Raw genomic sequence first — 16,453 nt, forward strand, 5'->3', positions numbered from 1 at the left:
GCCCACTCATCTATTGACTAGCTCTATTCAAGAAGCCAGGATGTGAATATCTACTGCAACAGTCCGCTAGGAGGCAGACCATGTCAGGACCCCGCCCCGTCCGAGCGCCGCGCGGTACGGAACTGAGTGCCCTGGGATGGCAGCAGGAAGCCGCCCTGCGGATGCTGCAGAACAACCTCGACCCCGAGGTCGCCGAGCACCCCGACAAGCTCGTCGTCTACGGCGGCACCGGCAAGGCCGCCCGTGACTGGCGCTCCTTCGACGCCATGGTCCGCACGCTGCGGACCCTCAAGCAGGACGAGACGATGCTCGTCCAGTCCGGCCGCCCCGTCGGCGTCATGCAGACCCACGAGTGGGCCCCGCGCGTCCTCATCGCCAACTCCAACCTGGTCGGCGACTGGGCGAACTGGGAGGAGTTCCGCCGTCTGGAGGCCCTCGGCCTCACGATGTACGGCCAGATGACCGCCGGCTCCTGGATCTACATCGGCACCCAGGGCATCCTCCAGGGCACCTACGAGACGTTCGCCGCCGTCGCCGCCAAGAAGTTCAACGGCACACTCGCGGGCACCATCACCCTGACCGCCGGTCTCGGCGGCATGGGCGGCGCCCAGCCGCTCGCCGTGACGATGAACGACGGCGTCGCGATCTGTATCGACGTCGACCCGCGGGCCATCGAGCGCCGCATCGAGCACCGCTACCTGGATGTGAAGGCCGACTCCCTGGAGCACGCCCTTCAGCTCGCCGTCGAGGCCCGCGACCAGCGAAAGCCGCTCTCCATCGGCCTCCTGGGCAACGCCGCCGAGCTGCTGCCCCGCATGCTCGCCGAGAGCGCCCCGATCGACATCGTGACCGACCAGACCTCGGCCCACGACCCGCTGGCCTACCTCCCCATCGGCATCGACTTCGACGACATGGCCGACGCGGCCGCCAAGGACCCGGCGGGCTTCACCACCCGCGCCCGGGAGTCCATGGCCAAGCACGTCGAGGCGATGGTCGGCTTCATGGACGCCGGCGCCGAGGTCTTCGACTACGGCAACTCGATCCGCGGCGAGGCCCAGCTCGCCGGGTACGAGCGGGCATTCGCCTTCCCCGGCTTCGTCCCCGCCTACATCCGCCCCCTCTTCTCCGAGGGCAAGGGCCCCTTCCGCTGGGCGGCCCTCTCCGGCGACCCGCAGGACATCGCCAAGACCGACAAGGCGATCCTCGACCTCTTCCCCGAGAACGAGTCCCTGCACCGCTGGATCAAGCTGGCCGGTGAGCGCGTCCACTTCCAGGGCCTGCCCGCCCGGATCTGCTGGCTCGGCTACGGCGAGCGCGACAAGGCAGGCGAGCGCTTCAACGACATGGTGGCGTCCGGCGAGCTCGCCGCGCCCCTGGCCATCGGCCGCGACCACCTCGACTGCGGCTCCGTCGCCTCCCCGTACCGTGAGACCGAGGCCATGCTCGACGGCTCCGACGCGATCGCCGACTGGCCGCTGCTGAACGCCATGGTGAACGTCGCCTCCGGCGCCTCCTGGGTCTCCATCCACCACGGCGGCGGCGTCGGCATGGGCCGCTCCATCCACGCCGGGCAGGTGTCCGTCGCCGACGGAACCAAGCTGGCCGGCGAGAAGATCCGCCGCGTGCTCACCAACGACCCCGGCATGGGTGTCATCCGGCACGTCGACGCCGGGTACGACATCGCCGAGTCCGTTGCCCAGGAGCGCGGCGTGCGCATCCCGATGCGCGAAGGCGACGAGGGTGGCGCCGCGTGACCTTCCACAGCATGTGGGCGGAGCTGCTGCCGATCGGCCGCAGCTCCGCCTCCGGCGGCTACCGCCGCTTCGCCTGGACCGGGGCCGACGCCGACTGCCGGGCCTGGTTCCGGGCCCAGGCCGAGTCCCGCGGGCTGCGCTACGAGCTGGACCGCAACGGCAACCAGTGGGCCTGGCTCGGCGACCCCGCCGAGGGCGACGCCGTGGTCACCGGGTCCCACCTGGACTCCGTGCCCGACGGCGGGGCCTTCGACGGGCCCCTCGGCGTCGTGTCGTCCTTCGCCGCCCTGGACGAACTGCGCGCCCGTAAGGCCGAGTTCACCCGCCCCCTCGCCATCGTCAACTTCGGCGACGAGGAGGGTGCCCGCTTCGGACTCGCCTGCGTCGGCTCCCGGCTGGCCGCCGGACAACTCACCGTCGGGCAGGCGCACCGGCTGACCGACGGCGACGGCATCACGCTCCCGCAGGCCATGGAGCGCGCCGGACACGACCCCGACACCATCGGTCCTGACCCCGAGCGCCTCGCCCGCATCGGCGCCTTCGTCGAACTGCACGTCGAGCAGGGCCGCGCCCTCGACCTCAGCGGCGACCAGGTCGGCATCGCCAGCGCCATCTGGCCGCACGGCCGCTGGCGCTTCGACTTCCGGGGCGAGGCCAACCACGCGGGCACCACCCGGCTCGTCGACCGCCGCGACCCGATGCTGTCGTACGCCGAGACCGTGCTCGCCGCTCGCCGCGAAGCCCAGCTCGCCGGCGCCGTCGCCACCTTCGGCAAGATCTCCGTCGAGCCGAACGGCGTGAACGCCATCCCCTCCCTCGTGCGCGGCTGGCTCGACTCCCGCGCCGCCGATCAGGCGACCCTCGACACGGTCGTCACCGGCGTCGAGAAGGCCGCCCGCGAGTACGCGGAGGCCCAGGGCGTCGAACTCGACGTCGTCCGCGAGTCGTTCACCCCCGTCGTCGAGTTCGAGCACGCCCTGCGCGACGAGCTCGCCCGCATCCTGGGCAAGGACGGGGAAGGGGCCGCGGGACTCACGGTTCCCGTCCTGGGTACGGGCGCCGGACACGACGCCGGAATCCTCTCCGGGACCGTCCCGACCGCCATGCTGTTCGTACGCAACCCCACGGGTGTCTCGCACTCCCCGGCCGAGTACGCCGCCGAGGACGACTGCGTGGCCGGGGTGACCGCACTCGCCGACGTACTCGAAGGGCTGGCCTGCAGGTGACGCAGACGTACTGGCTTGAACACGCCTGGCTCGACACCCACGTCGAGCCGGGCGTGGCCCTGGACGTGACGGACGGCAGGATCACCGCCGTCCGCGAGAACACCGCCACCCCGCCCCCCGGCGCCGAGATCCTCCGCGGACTCACCCTCCCCGGGCTCGCCAACGCCCACTCGCACGCCTTCCACCGCGCTCTGCGCGGCACCGTCCAGGTCGGCTCCGGGACCTTCTGGACCTGGCGCGAGATCATGTACTCCTTCGCGGACAAGCTGACCCCGGACACGTACCACGCGCTCGCCCGCGCCGTGTACGCGGAGATGGCGCTCGCGGGCGTCACGGCCGTCGGCGAGTTCCACTACGTGCACCACACCCCCGGCGGCACCCCGTACGCCGACCCGAACGCGATGGGCGAGGCGCTCATCGCAGCCGCGGGCGAGGCCGGCATCCGGATCACCCTCCTCGACACGGCCTACGTGTCCTCGGGCTTCGGGCAGCCGCCCAACCACCACCAGCTCCGCTTCTCCGACGGCAGCGCGGATGCCTGGGCGGAACGCTCTTCACTTCTCAAGGACCGTGATCACGCACGGATCGGTGCGGCCATCCACTCCGTACGGGCCGTGCCCGCCGGACAGCTGGCGACGGTCGCGCGCTGGGCCGAGGAGCGGCGGGCCCCGCTGCACGTGCATCTGTCGGAGCAGACGGCGGAGAACGAGGCCTGCCAGGCCGCCCACGGGTGCACCCCGACGAGGCTGCTCGCCGACCACGGCGTGCTCGGTTCCCGCACGACCGGCGTCCACAACACGCACCTCACGGACGAGGACATCGCGCTGCTGGGCGACTCCCGGACGGGCACGTGCATGTGCCCGACGACGGAACGGGACCTGGCGGACGGCATCGGCCCCGCCGTCGCCCTCCAGCGAGCCGGCTCGCCCCTCTCCCTCGGCTCCGACAGCCACGCCGTCATCGACCTGCTCGAAGAGGCCCGCGCGATGGAGCTGAACGAGCGCCTGCGCACCCGCACCCGCGGTCACTGGACGGCGGCCGCCCTGCTGCGCGCCGCCTCCGCCGACGGCCACGCGGCCCTCGGCTGGCAGGACGTGGGCATCCTCGAAGCGGGCGCGCTCGCCGACTTCACGACGATCGCCCTCGACTCGGTCAGAACAGCGGGGCCGGTGCCGCGCCTGGGCGCCGAGACGGCCGTATTCGCGGCGACGGCGGCCGACGTACGGCACACGGTCGTGGGCGGCCGGCATGTCGTACGAGACGGAGCGCACGCCCTTGTTCCCGATGTGCCGCAGGCCCTCGCGCAGGCAGTCGAAGCCCTGCGCGCCTAGAGACGACCGCCGAACTCCGCCCCCACGAGGACGCCATGAGCAGCACCACCGGCACGACCACCGTCATCACCAACATCGCCACGCTGGTCACCAACGATCCCTCCCTCGGTGACGGCTCCCCCCTCGGCCTGATCCAGGACGCGGCCGTCGTCATCGAAGGCGACCGCGTCGCGTGGACCGGTGACTCAAGAAAAGCACCCGCCACTGACAACCGGGTCGACGCCGGTGGCCGGGCGGTGATCCCGGGCTTCGTGGACTCCCACTCGCACCTGGTCTTCGCGGGCGACCGCACCCAGGAGTTCAACGCCCGTATGTCGGGCCGCAGCTACACGGCGGGCGGCATCCGCACCACCGTCGCCGCCACCCGCGCCGCCAGCGACGAGGACCTGGAGGCCAACCTCACGCACTACCTCCACGAGGCCCTGCGCCAGGGCACCACCACCTTCGAGACCAAGTCGGGCTACGGCCTCACCGTCGAGGACGAGGCCCGTGCGCTGCGCATCGCGGCGGCGCACACCGACGAGGTCACCTACCTCGGCGCGCACATCGTCTCCCCGGACTACGCCGACGACCCGGCCGCGTACGTGGCCCTGGTGACCGGCGAGATGCTCGACGCCTGTGCCCCGTACGCCCGTTGGGTCGACGTCTTCTGCGAGAAGGGCGCCTTCGACGGCGACCAGGCCCGCGCGATCCTCACGGCCGGCAAGGCCAAGGGCCTGCACCCGCGCGTCCACGCCAACCAGCTCTCGTACGGCCCCGGCGTCCAGCTCGCCGTCGAACTCGACGCGGCGAGCGCCGACCACTGCACCCACCTCACGGACGCGGACGTCGAGGCCCTGGCGAACGGCCGGACGGTCGCGACCCTGCTCCCCGGCGCCGAGTTCTCCACCCGCGCCGAGTGGCCGGACGCCCGCCGCCTCCTGGACGCGGGCGTGACCGTCGCCCTCTCCACCGACTGCAACCCGGGCTCGTCCTTCACCTCCTCCGTCCCGTTCTGCATCGCACTGGCGGTACGGGACATGGGCATGACCCCGGACGAGGCGGTCTGGTCGGCCACGGCGGGCGGCGCGGCGGCCCTGCGCCGCACGGACATCGGCCGCCTCACCGTCGGCGCCCGCGCCGACCTCGCCCTCCTGGACGCGCCCAGCCACGTCCACCTCGCCTACCGGCCGGGCGTACCGCTGGTCACCGGCGTCTGGCGGCGCGGCGTACGCGAGCTCTGACGCAGGGGTCACGACGCCGGGGTCACGAGGCCCCCGCCCGCCACCGCTGACTCGTACCCCCGTCGAGCGGCAGCAGGGACACGCCGTCCCCGCCGCTCGGCGTGACCGCGGTCTCGACGGCGATGGACGGGCGGATCACGCCGTCGTCGTCCACGGTGAACCTCAGGTTCTGGCCGTGGCTGCCGTCGATCGAGCCGCAGTCCCAGATCCCGACGCCGTTGTCGACGGAGCCGCGGCTGTCCAGACAGAGGTCGGAGTCGGCGTACGACTGCAGGACGCCGCGCCCGGAGTCGACCCGCCACCGCTGGGTGCGGGCCGAGGTGCAGGGGGCCGTGACGACGTCCGTGCCCTGCGTCAGATCGCCGTCGCGTATGTCCAGGCACAGGCCCGAGGCGATGTTCACGACCTGGGCGTAGTCGCTGCCCGGCGGGTAGGCCGGGGTGGGCGTGGGGGACGGCGTCGGACTGGCCGATCTCGACGGGGAGGGGCTCCGCGTCGGGGAAGGCGACTTGCTGGTCGCGGAGGGCAGCGGGGCCGGGAGCGAGGGGGTCGCCGAGACGGTCGCCGTCACCGTCACCTGCGGCACGCTCGACGGGGTGGTGACCGAGCCCGCCGTGTTCTGGGACGGCGAGCCGCCCGACGACAGCACGACGAACAGCAGCGGCACCAGGGCGACGCCGAGGGCCGCCGCCGAGGTCAGGACGAAGCGGCGGGACGGCGGCCAGGGCCCCGACGAGGTGGGGACGCCGGGCCGGGGCTCGCCCGCCTCGCTCATGACGTACGCCGTGCCCGCCCACGGCAGCAGTCCCTCGGCCAGGGCGGTGCGCGGATGGTCGCGCAGGGCGGACAGCTCCTCGTACGCCGTCGTGCAGTGCGCGCAGTGCGCCATGTGGGCGTGCAGGTCGGGGCTGGAACGGGGGTTGTCCGGCCGCAGCGACTCCTCGATCAGCCGCCGGAAGTCCCCGCAGCGCGGGTCGTCGGAGGCGGCGAGCCGGGACTTCAGACAGGCCTGGCCCAGGGCCTGCAGCGCGGGCTGCCCGCCGTACGTCACGTCCTCACGGGTGAGGCCGAGCAGGACGGCCGCCCGGTCGGCTGGCTCCTCTTCCACGACTCCGTACCAGAGCAGGCCCTGGGTACGGGACGGGAGGGACTGGAACGGGGCGAGCATGGGCGGCACGGGCCCGCCGGGGCCCGCCGTGCTCAGCACGAGGAGCAGACCGGGGTCGAGGCCGGCGGCCCGTTCGTCCCTCGCCCACGAGGCGGCCACCTGCGCCGCCAGCAGCAGGAGTCGGTGGCGCCAGGGGACGCTCGGGTTCGAGCCGCGCGCCGTCTCCTGGGCCGCCAGGGTGAACGCCTGCGCCGCGAGCTGCCGCGCCGCCGACTCGCTACGGGTGCACAGACGGGCGTAGGCGAGGACGGACGGGCGGTGCCGCTCGCGGAGTTCCTGGAGGGCCGGATACGCGCTGTCGGTGTCGGCGCTCAGCAGTTCGGTGAGCCGCGTGTCGGACGCGCCCGCGTCGTCCTGAGCCATGTGTCGGCCTCCTCGTACCCCGTGCGGTCACTCGCTCCCGTCCTGACGTACCAGCCAGTTTGGAGTGCTCATAGTGACGGGGGTGGCCCTTTGAGGAAAGAGGGAGGAAGGAGGCGCAAGAAAAAAAGCGGTCCGGCGCCGTCGGCGCCGGACCGCTCTCGGCTGAAGGAGAGAGGTGCCGGAGGGGGCAGGGAGCGGTCACTCCTCGACCGTCACTCCTCGACCGTCACTCCTCGACCGTCAGTGCCTTCCGCAGTCGCACCAGCGTCCGCGACAGCAGCCGCGACACATGCATCTGCGAGATCCCGAGCTCGTCACCGATCTCGGACTGCGTCATGTTGGCGACGAAGCGCAGCGAGAGGATCTGCCGGTCGCGCGAGGGGAGTTCGGCGATCAGGGGCTTGAGGGACTCCACGTACTCGATGCCCTCGAGGCCGTGGTCCTCGTAGCCGATGCGGTCCGCGAGCGCGCCTTCGGAGTCGTCCTCCTCGGGCTGGGCGTCCAGCGAACTGGCCGTGTAGGCGTTCGAGGCGGCCATGCCCTCGACGACCTCGTCGTTGGTGATGCCCAGGTGCTGCGCCAACTCGCCCACCGTGGGCGCCCGGTCGAGCTGCTGGGCGAGTTCGTCGCCCGCCTTGGCCAGGGCGAGACGCAGTTCCTGCAGTCGGCGCGGTACGCGCACGGACCAGGAGGTGTCGCGGAAGAAGCGCTTGATCTCGCCGATGATGGTCGGCATCGCGAAGGTGGGGAACTCGACGCCGCGGCTCAGTTCGAAGCGGTCGATCGCCTTGATCAGGCCGATCGTGCCGACCTGGATGATGTCCTCCATCGGCTCGCTGCGGGAGCGGAAGCGGGAGGCGGCGAACTTGACCAGCGCGAGGTTGAGCTCGACCAGCGTGTTGCGCACGTACGAGTAGTCGTGGGTGCCTTCTTCGAGGGACTCCAGCCGCTCGAAGAGGGTCTTGGACAGGGCCCGTGCGTCCACCGGTCCCACCTCGTCGTACGGGGGGATCTCGGGAAGTCCGTCGAGTCCGTCGAGTCCGCTGGTTCCGGTTTCGTCGAGACGCTCCGGGCGTTCCAGAGAAGGTGTCGACGTCGCCGTCTGGGTCTGCGATCCGTCGAGCCGGGGTGACATGGTGTCCTCCATCGTTCTCGGCATATGGCCGCCGATGCCAATGCGTGCACTGCGGTGTGCGGCGCCTCCGAAGCCGGCCGTGTCGAATAGGTGTCGCTACTAGCCCTACCCGCTTTCGCGCGCCGCCCGCAAGTGCGTTGCGTGACGAAATGTCCATTTTCGGGGGGTTGTTCGGGTGTCGGGGATCGTAAGGAAGGCGTAGTGTTCGAGTGCGTACACCAGCAGTCGCGACGCTCGGGAGAGAGACGGCATGGACCGCCAGACGGTCGGCAGCGCACAGTCGGGCCGGCTTCTAGTCGAGGTGCGGGAAGAGGGCTCAAGCGCCGTCGTGACCCCCGCGGGTGAGTTGGATCACCACACGGCTGAATTGTTGCGTGAGCCACTCGAGGACTGCCTTGACAAGGGGCACTCGCGACTGGTCGTGGACTGCTCGCGACTGGAGTTCTGCGACTCCACCGGTCTGAACGTGCTGCTCGGCGCCCGGCTGAAAGCCGAGGCCGCGGGTGGCGGAGTCCACCTGGCGGGAATGCTGCCGGTGGTGGCCCGGGTCTTCGAGATCACCGGGGCGGAGGCCGTCTTCACCGTCCACGAGACGCTCGATGCGGCCCTGGCCGACTAGGCGGGGCGGTCGGGGCCCCGCCTCGGCGTGCTCCGGAGTCCCCTCTGCGATCGCGGCATCGCCCGCGTCACACCATCCCCGTCGAACAAAGGGGGTGTTCCGACGGATCGGTCGGGCAGGAGACATCCTGACTATGTCGGCAACAATCGGTGGGAACGTCGTAGGTGATCGTCGTAGATATTCGTCCGGAACGCCCTGAGTGCGGAAGCACCCGCGGCGCGTACCACATGTTGAGTGCTGAGTCTTGAATCGTGAAACTGGTGAATCGGTGAGGTGAAGCGCTGATGAGCACCACCCGGCCTTACTCGCCGGGCGACCGCGGCCCGGAGTCGGGCGACGGCGGCGCTTCCGGGGCACCTGGGGGCGGCGGCCTGGCCGTCCCGTCAGGAGGGCGTCAGGCCCGCAGGCTGAGCTTCGACGGCGAGAGCGGCGTCGTGCCGCTCGCCCGCGACTTCGCCCGCCAGGCGCTGCACGCGTGGGGCTGGCTGCCCGCCGCGAGCGCCGACCGGCGGGCCGCCGCCGAGGACGTCCTGCTGGTCGTCTCCGAACTCGTCACCAACGCCTGTCTGCATGCCGAGGGTCCGGACGAGCTCCGGATCGCCTGCGACAACAAGGTACTGCGTGTCGAGGTCTCCGACCGTGGCGCGGGCCAGCCCGCCCCGCGCACCCCGCACCGCGCCGGCCGCCCCGGCGGCCACGGCATGTTCATCGTGCAGAGGCTGTGCCTGGACTGGGGAGTCGTACGCACTCCGGGGGTCACCGGCAAGACGGTGTGGGCGGAACTCGGGGCGCCCGCGTAGTCCACCCGATCCCGGGTGCAACTCCCACCTTGGGTTACCCGCGGTTCGAACCCTTCTTCGTACGTTGCCGAACGCGCGCCGGATCTCCTCGGATCCGGCGCGCACTTTGTCTTCCCTCCACAAGGGACCGGGCGTACCTTGACGGCCGATCTGATGTTCCGTCAGGAATGAGGCCCCGAGGTGTCGTACCGGACGTACCAGAAACGAACCGCCGCGCTCGCGTTCGCCGCGGCCCTGGCCGGCTCGGCGGTGCTGATGGCCGCCCCCGCCGCCGAGGCCAGCGTGGTGAACGTCAACTACCAGTGCAAGACGCCGATCGGCGACAAGAGCGCCGTCTCGCCCATCGACATCAAGAGCGTCAAGAGCGGCAGCGGCTACAAGCTCACCATGTCCTGGCAGAAGGGCGTCTCCTCCAGTCCCGTGGAGCTCGGCAAGGGCGCGATGAGCCCGAGCGCCGTGATCAAGGTGGGCGGCGCGGACAGCGGCACGGTGGCCGTGAGCGGCCCCGCCAACGCGGCCGCGATCCCCGCCAACACCCCCATCAAGATCAGTGACTTGTCGGGTACGTACACGCCGAAGAAGACCGGCAAGGTCACCTTCACCGCGGGCGTGCTCACGATCAAGGCGCTCGGCACGACGACCACCTGCACCCCCACGAACAACCCCGGGCCGTCGCTGACCCTCGACGTCACGGCGGCGGGGGGCGGTTCGGGAAGCGGTGGATCCAGCGGATCCAGCGGCTCGGGCGGTTCGACGGGCTCGACCGGCACCGACTCCGGCGGCCAGCTCCCGCAGACCGGTCCCGCCGACTCGGCGATCGCCCTCGGCACGTTCGGCGGCACGGTGCTGCTCGCGGGCGCGGCGGGCACGCTGTGGCTGACCCGCAGGCATCAGACGACCCGCCGCTGAGGGCGCCGCGCCCCCGTACGACCAGCAGGAGCCGCCGATGCCGTACGCCCCCGTCCTCCGCTGTGCCGTCGCCGTGCTGCTGTCGGCCGCCGCCGCCCCGGTGGCCGCGGCCGACGACGGCTGGTCCCTCGCGCCGTCCGCGAGCGCGCCGGAGGGGCGGCCGTACGTCTACGCGGAGGGCGCGCCCGGCACGGTGCTGCAGGATTCCGTGTCCGTGCTCAACCCGGGCGCGCGGCCCGTGACCGTGCGGCTGCGCGGCGCGGACGCCGACAACACCAAGAACGGCGACCTCACCGTGCGTGCGGCCGGGAAGTCCACGGACACGGGCGCGTGGATCGCCTTCGCCGGAGACCGGGACGGCCGCCGGGTCCCGGTGCGCACGCTCTCGCTGCGGGTGCCCGCGCGCACCCGGGCCGACGTGCCGTTCACCGTGAGTGTTCCGGCGGGCGCGACGCCCGGGGACCACCCCGGCGCGATCGTGGCGGGCGCGGGCGGCCGGTCCTCGGCGGTCCAGGTCCAGCTGCGGGTCGGCGGTCCCGCGGTGTCGGCGCTCACGGTCGAGCACGTCGCCGTGCACGGCGGGCGCATCTCGTACGAGCTGGTCAACCGAGGCAACACCGTGCTCACCCCGAAACTCGCGGTACGCGCCGACGGCGTCCTCGGCCGGGCCCTGGACCGCGCCCCGCGCACCCTGCCCCTCGACCTCCTGCCCGGCCGCCGCGTCACGCTCACCGAACCCTGGCGCGACCCCCCGACGCTGGACGCGGTCGACGTACGGCTGACGGTGACGGCGGCGGGCGGGGCGCGCGCCACGGCGTCCGCGTCGGTGCGGTTCGTGCCGTGGGGCGCGCTCGCGGCCACCGCCGGGGCGGGGCTCGCGGCGCTGGGCGTCTGGTGGGGCGTACGACGTCACAGGCGTCGTACGACGGACGGCGGGACGAGTGAACGGCCGCGTACGGAAGTCGAGTGGACGGGAGCGGTGTCGTGAGCGGAGTCCTGAGCGGCAAGGCGCGGATGTCGGCGCTGATGGCGGCGCTCGCGCTCGTCCTGGCCCCGCTGGCGGGGCCGGTGTCCCCGGCGTCGGCAGCCGGGAAACCCGGTGTGAGCCTGTCCAAGTCCGAGGCGGGGACGGGCGGTTCGATCACCGTGACCGGCAACGGATGGCGGCCGAAGACCCTGCTGATGATGCTGATCTGCGGGCAGGCCGTGCCGTCCCGTGGGGTGATCGGCGGCACCAACTCCTGCGCCAACGCCGACGGCCGCGCCGTCACCACCGACGCGCAGGGCCACTTCAGCAAGGAACTGCCGGTCACCGAGCCACCCGAACCGTGCCCGTGCGTGGTGCACGTCGCCACGGTCACGGGGGAGAAGGCGGAGGCCGACGCGATCTTCATGGTCGCCGGGCACTCGGTCGAACCACTGCCGAAGGAGGTGGGCGGGGGGCGGCTCTCGGTGCTCACCGACACTCGCCTCGACGGGTCGAGCGGGCTGCTGACCTGGTTCGGCGCGCCGGCCTCGCGCGAGCTCGTCTTCACCGTCGGCAACGTCGGTACCGCCGCCGTCAAGGACCCCGTCTTCCAGATCGGCACCTCCCACGGCGTGTTCGCGCCGCAGTGGGAGGACCAGGACTGGCGCGGCACGATCGCACCCGGCAAGAAGGCGCAGATCAACCTGCCGGTCGAGCTCGCGGCCGGGGCGCACGGCGACTACACGGTCTCGCTGCGGTACGGCGGGAAGGTCCTCGCCGAGCAGCCCTGGGGGGTGGGCCGCCCCTGGGGGGTGACCCTCTTCTGGATCCTGCTCGCCGTGGTGGTGCCGGCCGCGGTCTTCCGGGTCGGGATGGCCGTGGTGGACCGGGTGCGCCCGCGCAGATCGGCGGGGCGGGCGGGGCGCCACCGGAGCCTGCGCCTGCCCGGACTCGCCTCCCGTGTGCCGAGGCCCGCCCCGTTCCGCATGGCCGAGGCGAGCCCGTCCCGTGTGCCCGGGGCGAGCGCCTCCGCGGCCACGCCCGTGCCACCCGGCACCGCTACGAACCCGACCCTGCCGTGGTTCACGCCGGACAACGTTCCGGGGACCGCGGCGAACGGTCAGCTCTCCGCACCGCACGACACCAGTCCGACGACGAAGGGGAACACGTGAACAGGCGACGGAGAGTTGTGCCCGGAGGTCGCAGAACGAGCGCGGCCGGGGTCGCGCTGATGCTCGGCGGCGCGGGCATTCTGGTGGGCGTGGCCGCGGGCCCCGCCCAGGCCGCCGAGGTGTCCTACGCGACCAGATGCGTTCCGCCCGCGGCCTCGGGCCTTGATCCCGTCGAGGGCACCACCAAGGTGGAGATCAACGCGCCCGCGACGGCGAGTGTGGGCGACGAGGTCACGGTGGTCTGGAAGTTCACACAGGCCGCCTCCAAGAACCCCGACCTCATCGACCTTCCGGCCAACTCGGTCCAGCCGAGCGGCACCCTCAAGGCGGCCGGTGCGCAGACCGCCGACGTGGCGATGCAGGGACCTCGGGAGAACCCGGCCATCCCCAAGGGCGGGGCGATGGTGCTCTCCGACATGAAGGGCACGCTGAAGCTGACGGCGCCGGGCGAGGTGACGCTGACACCGGACGCGTACAGCATCAACGCCTTCTCGACGGACACGAAGTGCGCACCGACCCAGACGGTGGCGCCGGCGGCGACCATCGAGGTGACGGCGTCGTCGACGACACCTTCGTCCACACCGACGACGACACCTTCCACCACGCCCTCGACGACTCCTACGACCACTCCCTCCACCACACCGTCGACGCAGCCCACCGGATCGTCGTCGGCGAGTCCCAGTGACAGTGGCCAGACCGACTTCACCGGCAAGGAAGTCTCCGTCCCCTACGCGTGCAAGACGCCCATCGGGGACAAGAACGCCACCTCTCCCGTGCAGATCGACGCCAAGAAGAACGGGGGGAGTTTCGACCTCACCGTCCAGTTCAAGAAGTCCGTGATGGACAGCCCGGCCGACATCCCGGCGGACTCGGTCAAGCCGTCGATGGAGGTGGCCCTGGGCGGCTCGGACAAGGGCACGGTCCATGTCGAGGGGCCGACCAACTCCCAGGCGATCAAGTCGGGCGACCCGATCGAGATCCCCGACCTCACGGGCACGTACAAGCCGGGCGCGAGCGGGCGGTCGACGCTGTCCCCGGGCGTGCTGACGATCAAGGCCCTCGGTACGACGACGACCTGCACCCCGACGAAGTCCGAGGTCTCCCTGACCCTGGACACCACACAACAGGCGGGCGGCGCGTCGGGCGGCGACTCCTCGGGCTCCTCGGGGAACTCGGGCAGCTCTTCGGGCGGTACGTCCTCCAGCGGCGGCCTCGCCCAGACGGGCGCCGACGATCACGGCATGCTCAGGGCACTCGGCCTGGTCGCGGGGACGGTGATCCTGCTGGGCGGAGCGATCTTCACGTTCATGCCACGCAAGCGCCTGCGCTGAGGTGGAGGCAGGTCAGGGCTTGCCGATGTCGACGGCCCACACGCCCGTGCCGTTGTAGGCCTCGGGTGTCGCTGTCAGTACCTGCCCCTCGACGGAACCGGCGGCCGCCGCGTGGACTGCATGGCCGTAGGCCCATTCCAGGCCGGCGGACACCGCATGCTCCACCGTCGTGGCGCCGGCGAAGTCGAGGGGCAGGAACTCCAGGCCGGGCAGCGCGCCGAGGCGTGCGGCATCACCCGGCAGTTGGAGGCCCGCGGCCACCAGGCACAACGCCGGGATGTGCGCCCGTTGGCCGGGGCCGTCGACCTCGACGACGGCCAGGCCGGACAACAGTCGGTGGCCGCGGCACAGCGCGAGCACCGCCGTGTGGTCCAGGATGATCACCGGCGTTCCCCCAGTTGCCCCGACGCGATCGCGGCACGCCATTCCTGCGCCTCGCGGACGTCGGCCTCGGTGAAGTCCTCGCGCAGATTGGCCCGGACGTACGCGATGGCCCGGGCCGTGCGCTTGGCGCGCTCGGCCTCCGTGGGCGTCGCGGCGACCACGCGCTCGACATAGGCGCGCGTACTCAGGCCGCGCTCCTCCGCGAGTGTGCGCAGACGGTCCCTTATCGACTCGCTGATCTTGATCGTGGTGTCACCCATGGTGAGAGAACACAAGTGAATACCGACGGTGCGGGGAAAACCCGAAGGGCCGCCGCACCAAGTGGTGCGGCGGCCCTTCGGCGTACGGAAAACAGCGCCTACGTGGTGGCGTGCGTCAGTGGACGTCGCCCATCAGGACCTTGACCTTCTTGCGGTACATCCACACCGCGACACCGGCGATCACGGCGAGCGTGGCCTCCAGGGCGACGATGCCCGTCTTGTTGAGGTCGACGTTGGCGATGGACAGCAGACCCGTCGTGGCGTCACCGGCGGTGACGGCCAGGAACCAGACGCCCATCATCTGGGAGGCGTACTTCGCGGGAGCCATCTTCGTGGTGACGGAGAGGCCGACCGGGGAGAGCGTCAGCTCACCGACGGTCTGCACGAAGTAGATCGCGACCAGCCACATCGCGGCCGCCTTGTGACCACCCTCGGCGATCGTCAGCGGAGCCAGGAACAGGAAGAACGAGGCACCGATCAGGATCAGACCCGACGCGAACTTGGTGGCCGTGCTCGGCTCCTTGCCGCGCTTGTTCAGCGCCAGCCACGCCCAGGCGAACACCGGCGCGAGCGCCATGATCATGACCGGGTTGACGGACTGGTACCAGGAGACCGGGAACTCCCAGCCGAAGATCGTGTTCTCGGCGGAGGAGTCGGCGAAGATCGACATGGTCGAGCCGCCCTGGTCGTAGATCATCCAGAAGACGGCCGCGGCGACGAAGAACCAGATGTACGCGGACATCTTCGACTGCTCGGCGCGGTCGAGGTCCTTGTCCCGCTTGATCCGGCCGATGACCATGACCGGGATGATCAGACCGGCGATGGTGATCGGGACCAGCAGCCAGTTCAGGGTGTAGTGACCCGAGAAGCCGACGATGCAGTAGAAGACCACCGCGACGGCCGCCCACAGCGCGGACTTGCGCAGCGTCGCGGCCTTCTCCTCGGCCGACAGCGGCGTGGGAACCTCGTGCGAGCGCGGGTTCAGGTGACGGCCGCCGAGCAGGTACTGGGCCAGACCCAGCGCCATGCCGAGCGCGGCGAGCGCGAAGCCCAGGTGCCAGTTGACGTTCTCGCCGACGGTGCCGATGACCAGCGGAGCGGCGAAGGCGCCGACGTTGATGCCGATGTAGAAGAGCGTGAAGCCACCGTCACGGCGCGGGTCGTCCGGGCCGTCGTAGAGGTGACCGACCATCGTGGAGATGTTGGCCTTCAGCAGACCGGAACCGATCGCGACGAGCCCGAGGCCGCCGTAGAACGTGCCGGACGACGGCAGGGCCAGCGTGAGGTGGCCCAGCATGATGATGACGCCCGCGACGGCGACCGTCTTGCGGGGGCCGAGGACACGGTCGGCGAACCAGCCACCCGGCAGGGCGAGCAGGTACACCAGGGACAGGTACACCGAGTAGATCGCGGTCGCGGTGGCCGCGCTCAGGTGCAGGCCGCCCGGTGCCACCAGGTACAGCGGGAGCAGAGCCTTCATGCCGTAGTAGGAGAATCGCTCCCACATCTCGGTCATGAAGAGAGTGGCCAGTCCGCGGGGGTGGCCGAAGAAGGTCCTCTCGGAACCGGGGGTGCCCGGAGTCACCGAGTCCTTCGTCAGGCTGGACGCCATGGTCGTTCCTTGCTGGTCGGGACGCGCTGCTTGAGCGTTACGCGCCCGGTGGGGGGCGGCCGGCACCGGCGGGGTTCGCCCGTCCTTCCCCACGCCCACGGGGAGTCCGCTCCGGATTGCGAAGCGGTGGACGGCGACCACCGGGATCCACGCCCGTCACGCATCGATGCGCTCGGGCCCGGCCACAGGTCATTCCTTT

At 71.4% G+C, this 16,453-nt stretch carries 15 protein-coding genes; 10 read left to right on the plus strand and 5 right to left on the minus strand.

Going from position 1 to position 16,453, the window contains the following annotated elements; translation table 11 throughout:
• Window positions 1–80 precede the first annotated feature (80 nt).
• Genes hutU through hutI form a run of 4 tightly spaced genes read left to right on the plus strand, consistent with a single transcriptional unit; the run spans window position 81 to window position 5,534 of the window.
• Window positions 81–1,754 (plus strand): urocanate hydratase, encoded by a 1,674-nt coding sequence (gene hutU / locus SMIR_RS22655; RefSeq protein ID WP_168492321.1) that lies wholly within the window; start codon window positions 81–83, stop codon window positions 1,752–1,754.
• On the plus strand, window positions 1,751–2,980 hold the full coding sequence (locus SMIR_RS22660; RefSeq protein WP_212727303.1) for an allantoate amidohydrolase: 1,230 nt from the start codon (window positions 1,751–1,753) through the stop codon (window positions 2,978–2,980). The genes hutU and SMIR_RS22660 overlap by 4 nt, the downstream gene beginning before the upstream one ends.
• Entirely contained in the window at window positions 2,971–4,311 is a 1,341-nt protein-coding gene (locus tag SMIR_RS22665; protein ID WP_212728390.1) for a formimidoylglutamate deiminase, read from the plus strand. The genes SMIR_RS22660 and SMIR_RS22665 overlap by 10 nt, the downstream gene beginning before the upstream one ends.
• A gap of 35 nt (window positions 4,312–4,346) precedes the next feature.
• Window positions 4,347–5,534, plus strand: coding sequence for an imidazolonepropionase (hutI, locus tag SMIR_RS22670; RefSeq protein ID WP_168492313.1), 1,188 nt, complete (start codon window positions 4,347–4,349; stop codon window positions 5,532–5,534).
• A gap of 22 nt (window positions 5,535–5,556) precedes the next feature.
• Here hutI and SMIR_RS22675 read toward each other — a convergent pair whose 3' ends face one another.
• Both SMIR_RS22675 and SMIR_RS22680 read right to left on the minus strand, forming a co-directional pair.
• Entirely contained in the window at window positions 5,557–7,065 is a 1,509-nt protein-coding gene (locus SMIR_RS22675; RefSeq protein WP_212727304.1) for a ricin-type beta-trefoil lectin domain protein, read from the minus strand.
• A 226-nt stretch (window positions 7,066–7,291) separates the two neighbouring features.
• Window positions 7,292–8,212 (minus strand): RNA polymerase sigma factor SigF, encoded by a 921-nt coding sequence (locus tag SMIR_RS22680; RefSeq protein ID WP_211118723.1) that lies wholly within the window; start codon window positions 8,210–8,212, stop codon window positions 7,292–7,294.
• 238 nt (window positions 8,213–8,450) lie between these two features.
• Here SMIR_RS22680 and SMIR_RS22685 point away from each other — a divergent pair, with 238 nt between their 5' ends.
• From SMIR_RS22685 to SMIR_RS22710, 6 genes are all read left to right on the plus strand, one after another.
• Window positions 8,451–8,819 (plus strand): STAS domain-containing protein, encoded by a 369-nt coding sequence (locus tag SMIR_RS22685; protein WP_054236877.1) that lies wholly within the window; start codon window positions 8,451–8,453, stop codon window positions 8,817–8,819.
• Between the two features lie 284 nt (window positions 8,820–9,103).
• Window positions 9,104–9,619 carry an ATP-binding protein gene (locus SMIR_RS22690; protein ID WP_099922298.1) on the plus strand — a complete coding sequence of 172 codons (516 nt, stop codon included), beginning with the start codon at window positions 9,104–9,106 and terminating at the stop codon, window positions 9,617–9,619.
• A gap of 180 nt (window positions 9,620–9,799) precedes the next feature.
• Window positions 9,800–10,528, plus strand: coding sequence for an LPXTG cell wall anchor domain-containing protein (locus SMIR_RS22695; protein WP_168492307.1), 729 nt, complete (start codon window positions 9,800–9,802; stop codon window positions 10,526–10,528).
• Between the two features lie 37 nt (window positions 10,529–10,565).
• Complete coding sequence (locus SMIR_RS22700; RefSeq protein WP_168492304.1) at window positions 10,566–11,516, plus strand: COG1470 family protein; 951 nt, start codon at window positions 10,566–10,568, stop codon at window positions 11,514–11,516.
• A 26-nt stretch (window positions 11,517–11,542) separates the two neighbouring features.
• On the plus strand, window positions 11,543–12,667 hold the full coding sequence (locus tag SMIR_RS22705) for a hypothetical protein (protein WP_168501076.1): 1,125 nt from the start codon (window positions 11,543–11,545) through the stop codon (window positions 12,665–12,667).
• Window positions 12,668–12,726: 59 nt separating this feature from the next.
• Complete coding sequence (locus SMIR_RS22710; protein ID WP_168501075.1) at window positions 12,727–13,998, plus strand: hypothetical protein; 1,272 nt, start codon at window positions 12,727–12,729, stop codon at window positions 13,996–13,998.
• Window positions 13,999–14,010: 12 nt separating this feature from the next.
• Here the strand turns inward: SMIR_RS22710 and SMIR_RS22715 are convergent, their stop codons facing one another.
• From SMIR_RS22715 to SMIR_RS22725, 3 genes are all read right to left on the minus strand, one after another.
• On the minus strand, window positions 14,011–14,382 hold the full coding sequence (locus tag SMIR_RS22715) for a PIN domain-containing protein (RefSeq protein ID WP_212727305.1): 372 nt from the start codon (window positions 14,380–14,382) through the stop codon (window positions 14,011–14,013).
• A complete protein-coding gene (locus SMIR_RS22720) occupies window positions 14,379–14,642 on the minus strand; it encodes a hypothetical protein (RefSeq protein ID WP_212727306.1) in 264 nt (87 codons plus the stop codon). The genes SMIR_RS22715 and SMIR_RS22720 overlap by 4 nt, the downstream gene beginning before the upstream one ends.
• Before the next feature lie 115 nt (window positions 14,643–14,757).
• Complete coding sequence (locus SMIR_RS22725; RefSeq protein WP_168492292.1) at window positions 14,758–16,254, minus strand: oligopeptide:H+ symporter; 1,497 nt, start codon at window positions 16,252–16,254, stop codon at window positions 14,758–14,760.
• Window positions 16,255–16,453: the final 199 nt, after the last annotated feature.

Source organism: Streptomyces mirabilis (assembly GCF_018310535.1).
Taxonomy (GTDB): domain Bacteria; phylum Actinomycetota; class Actinomycetes; order Streptomycetales; family Streptomycetaceae; genus Streptomyces.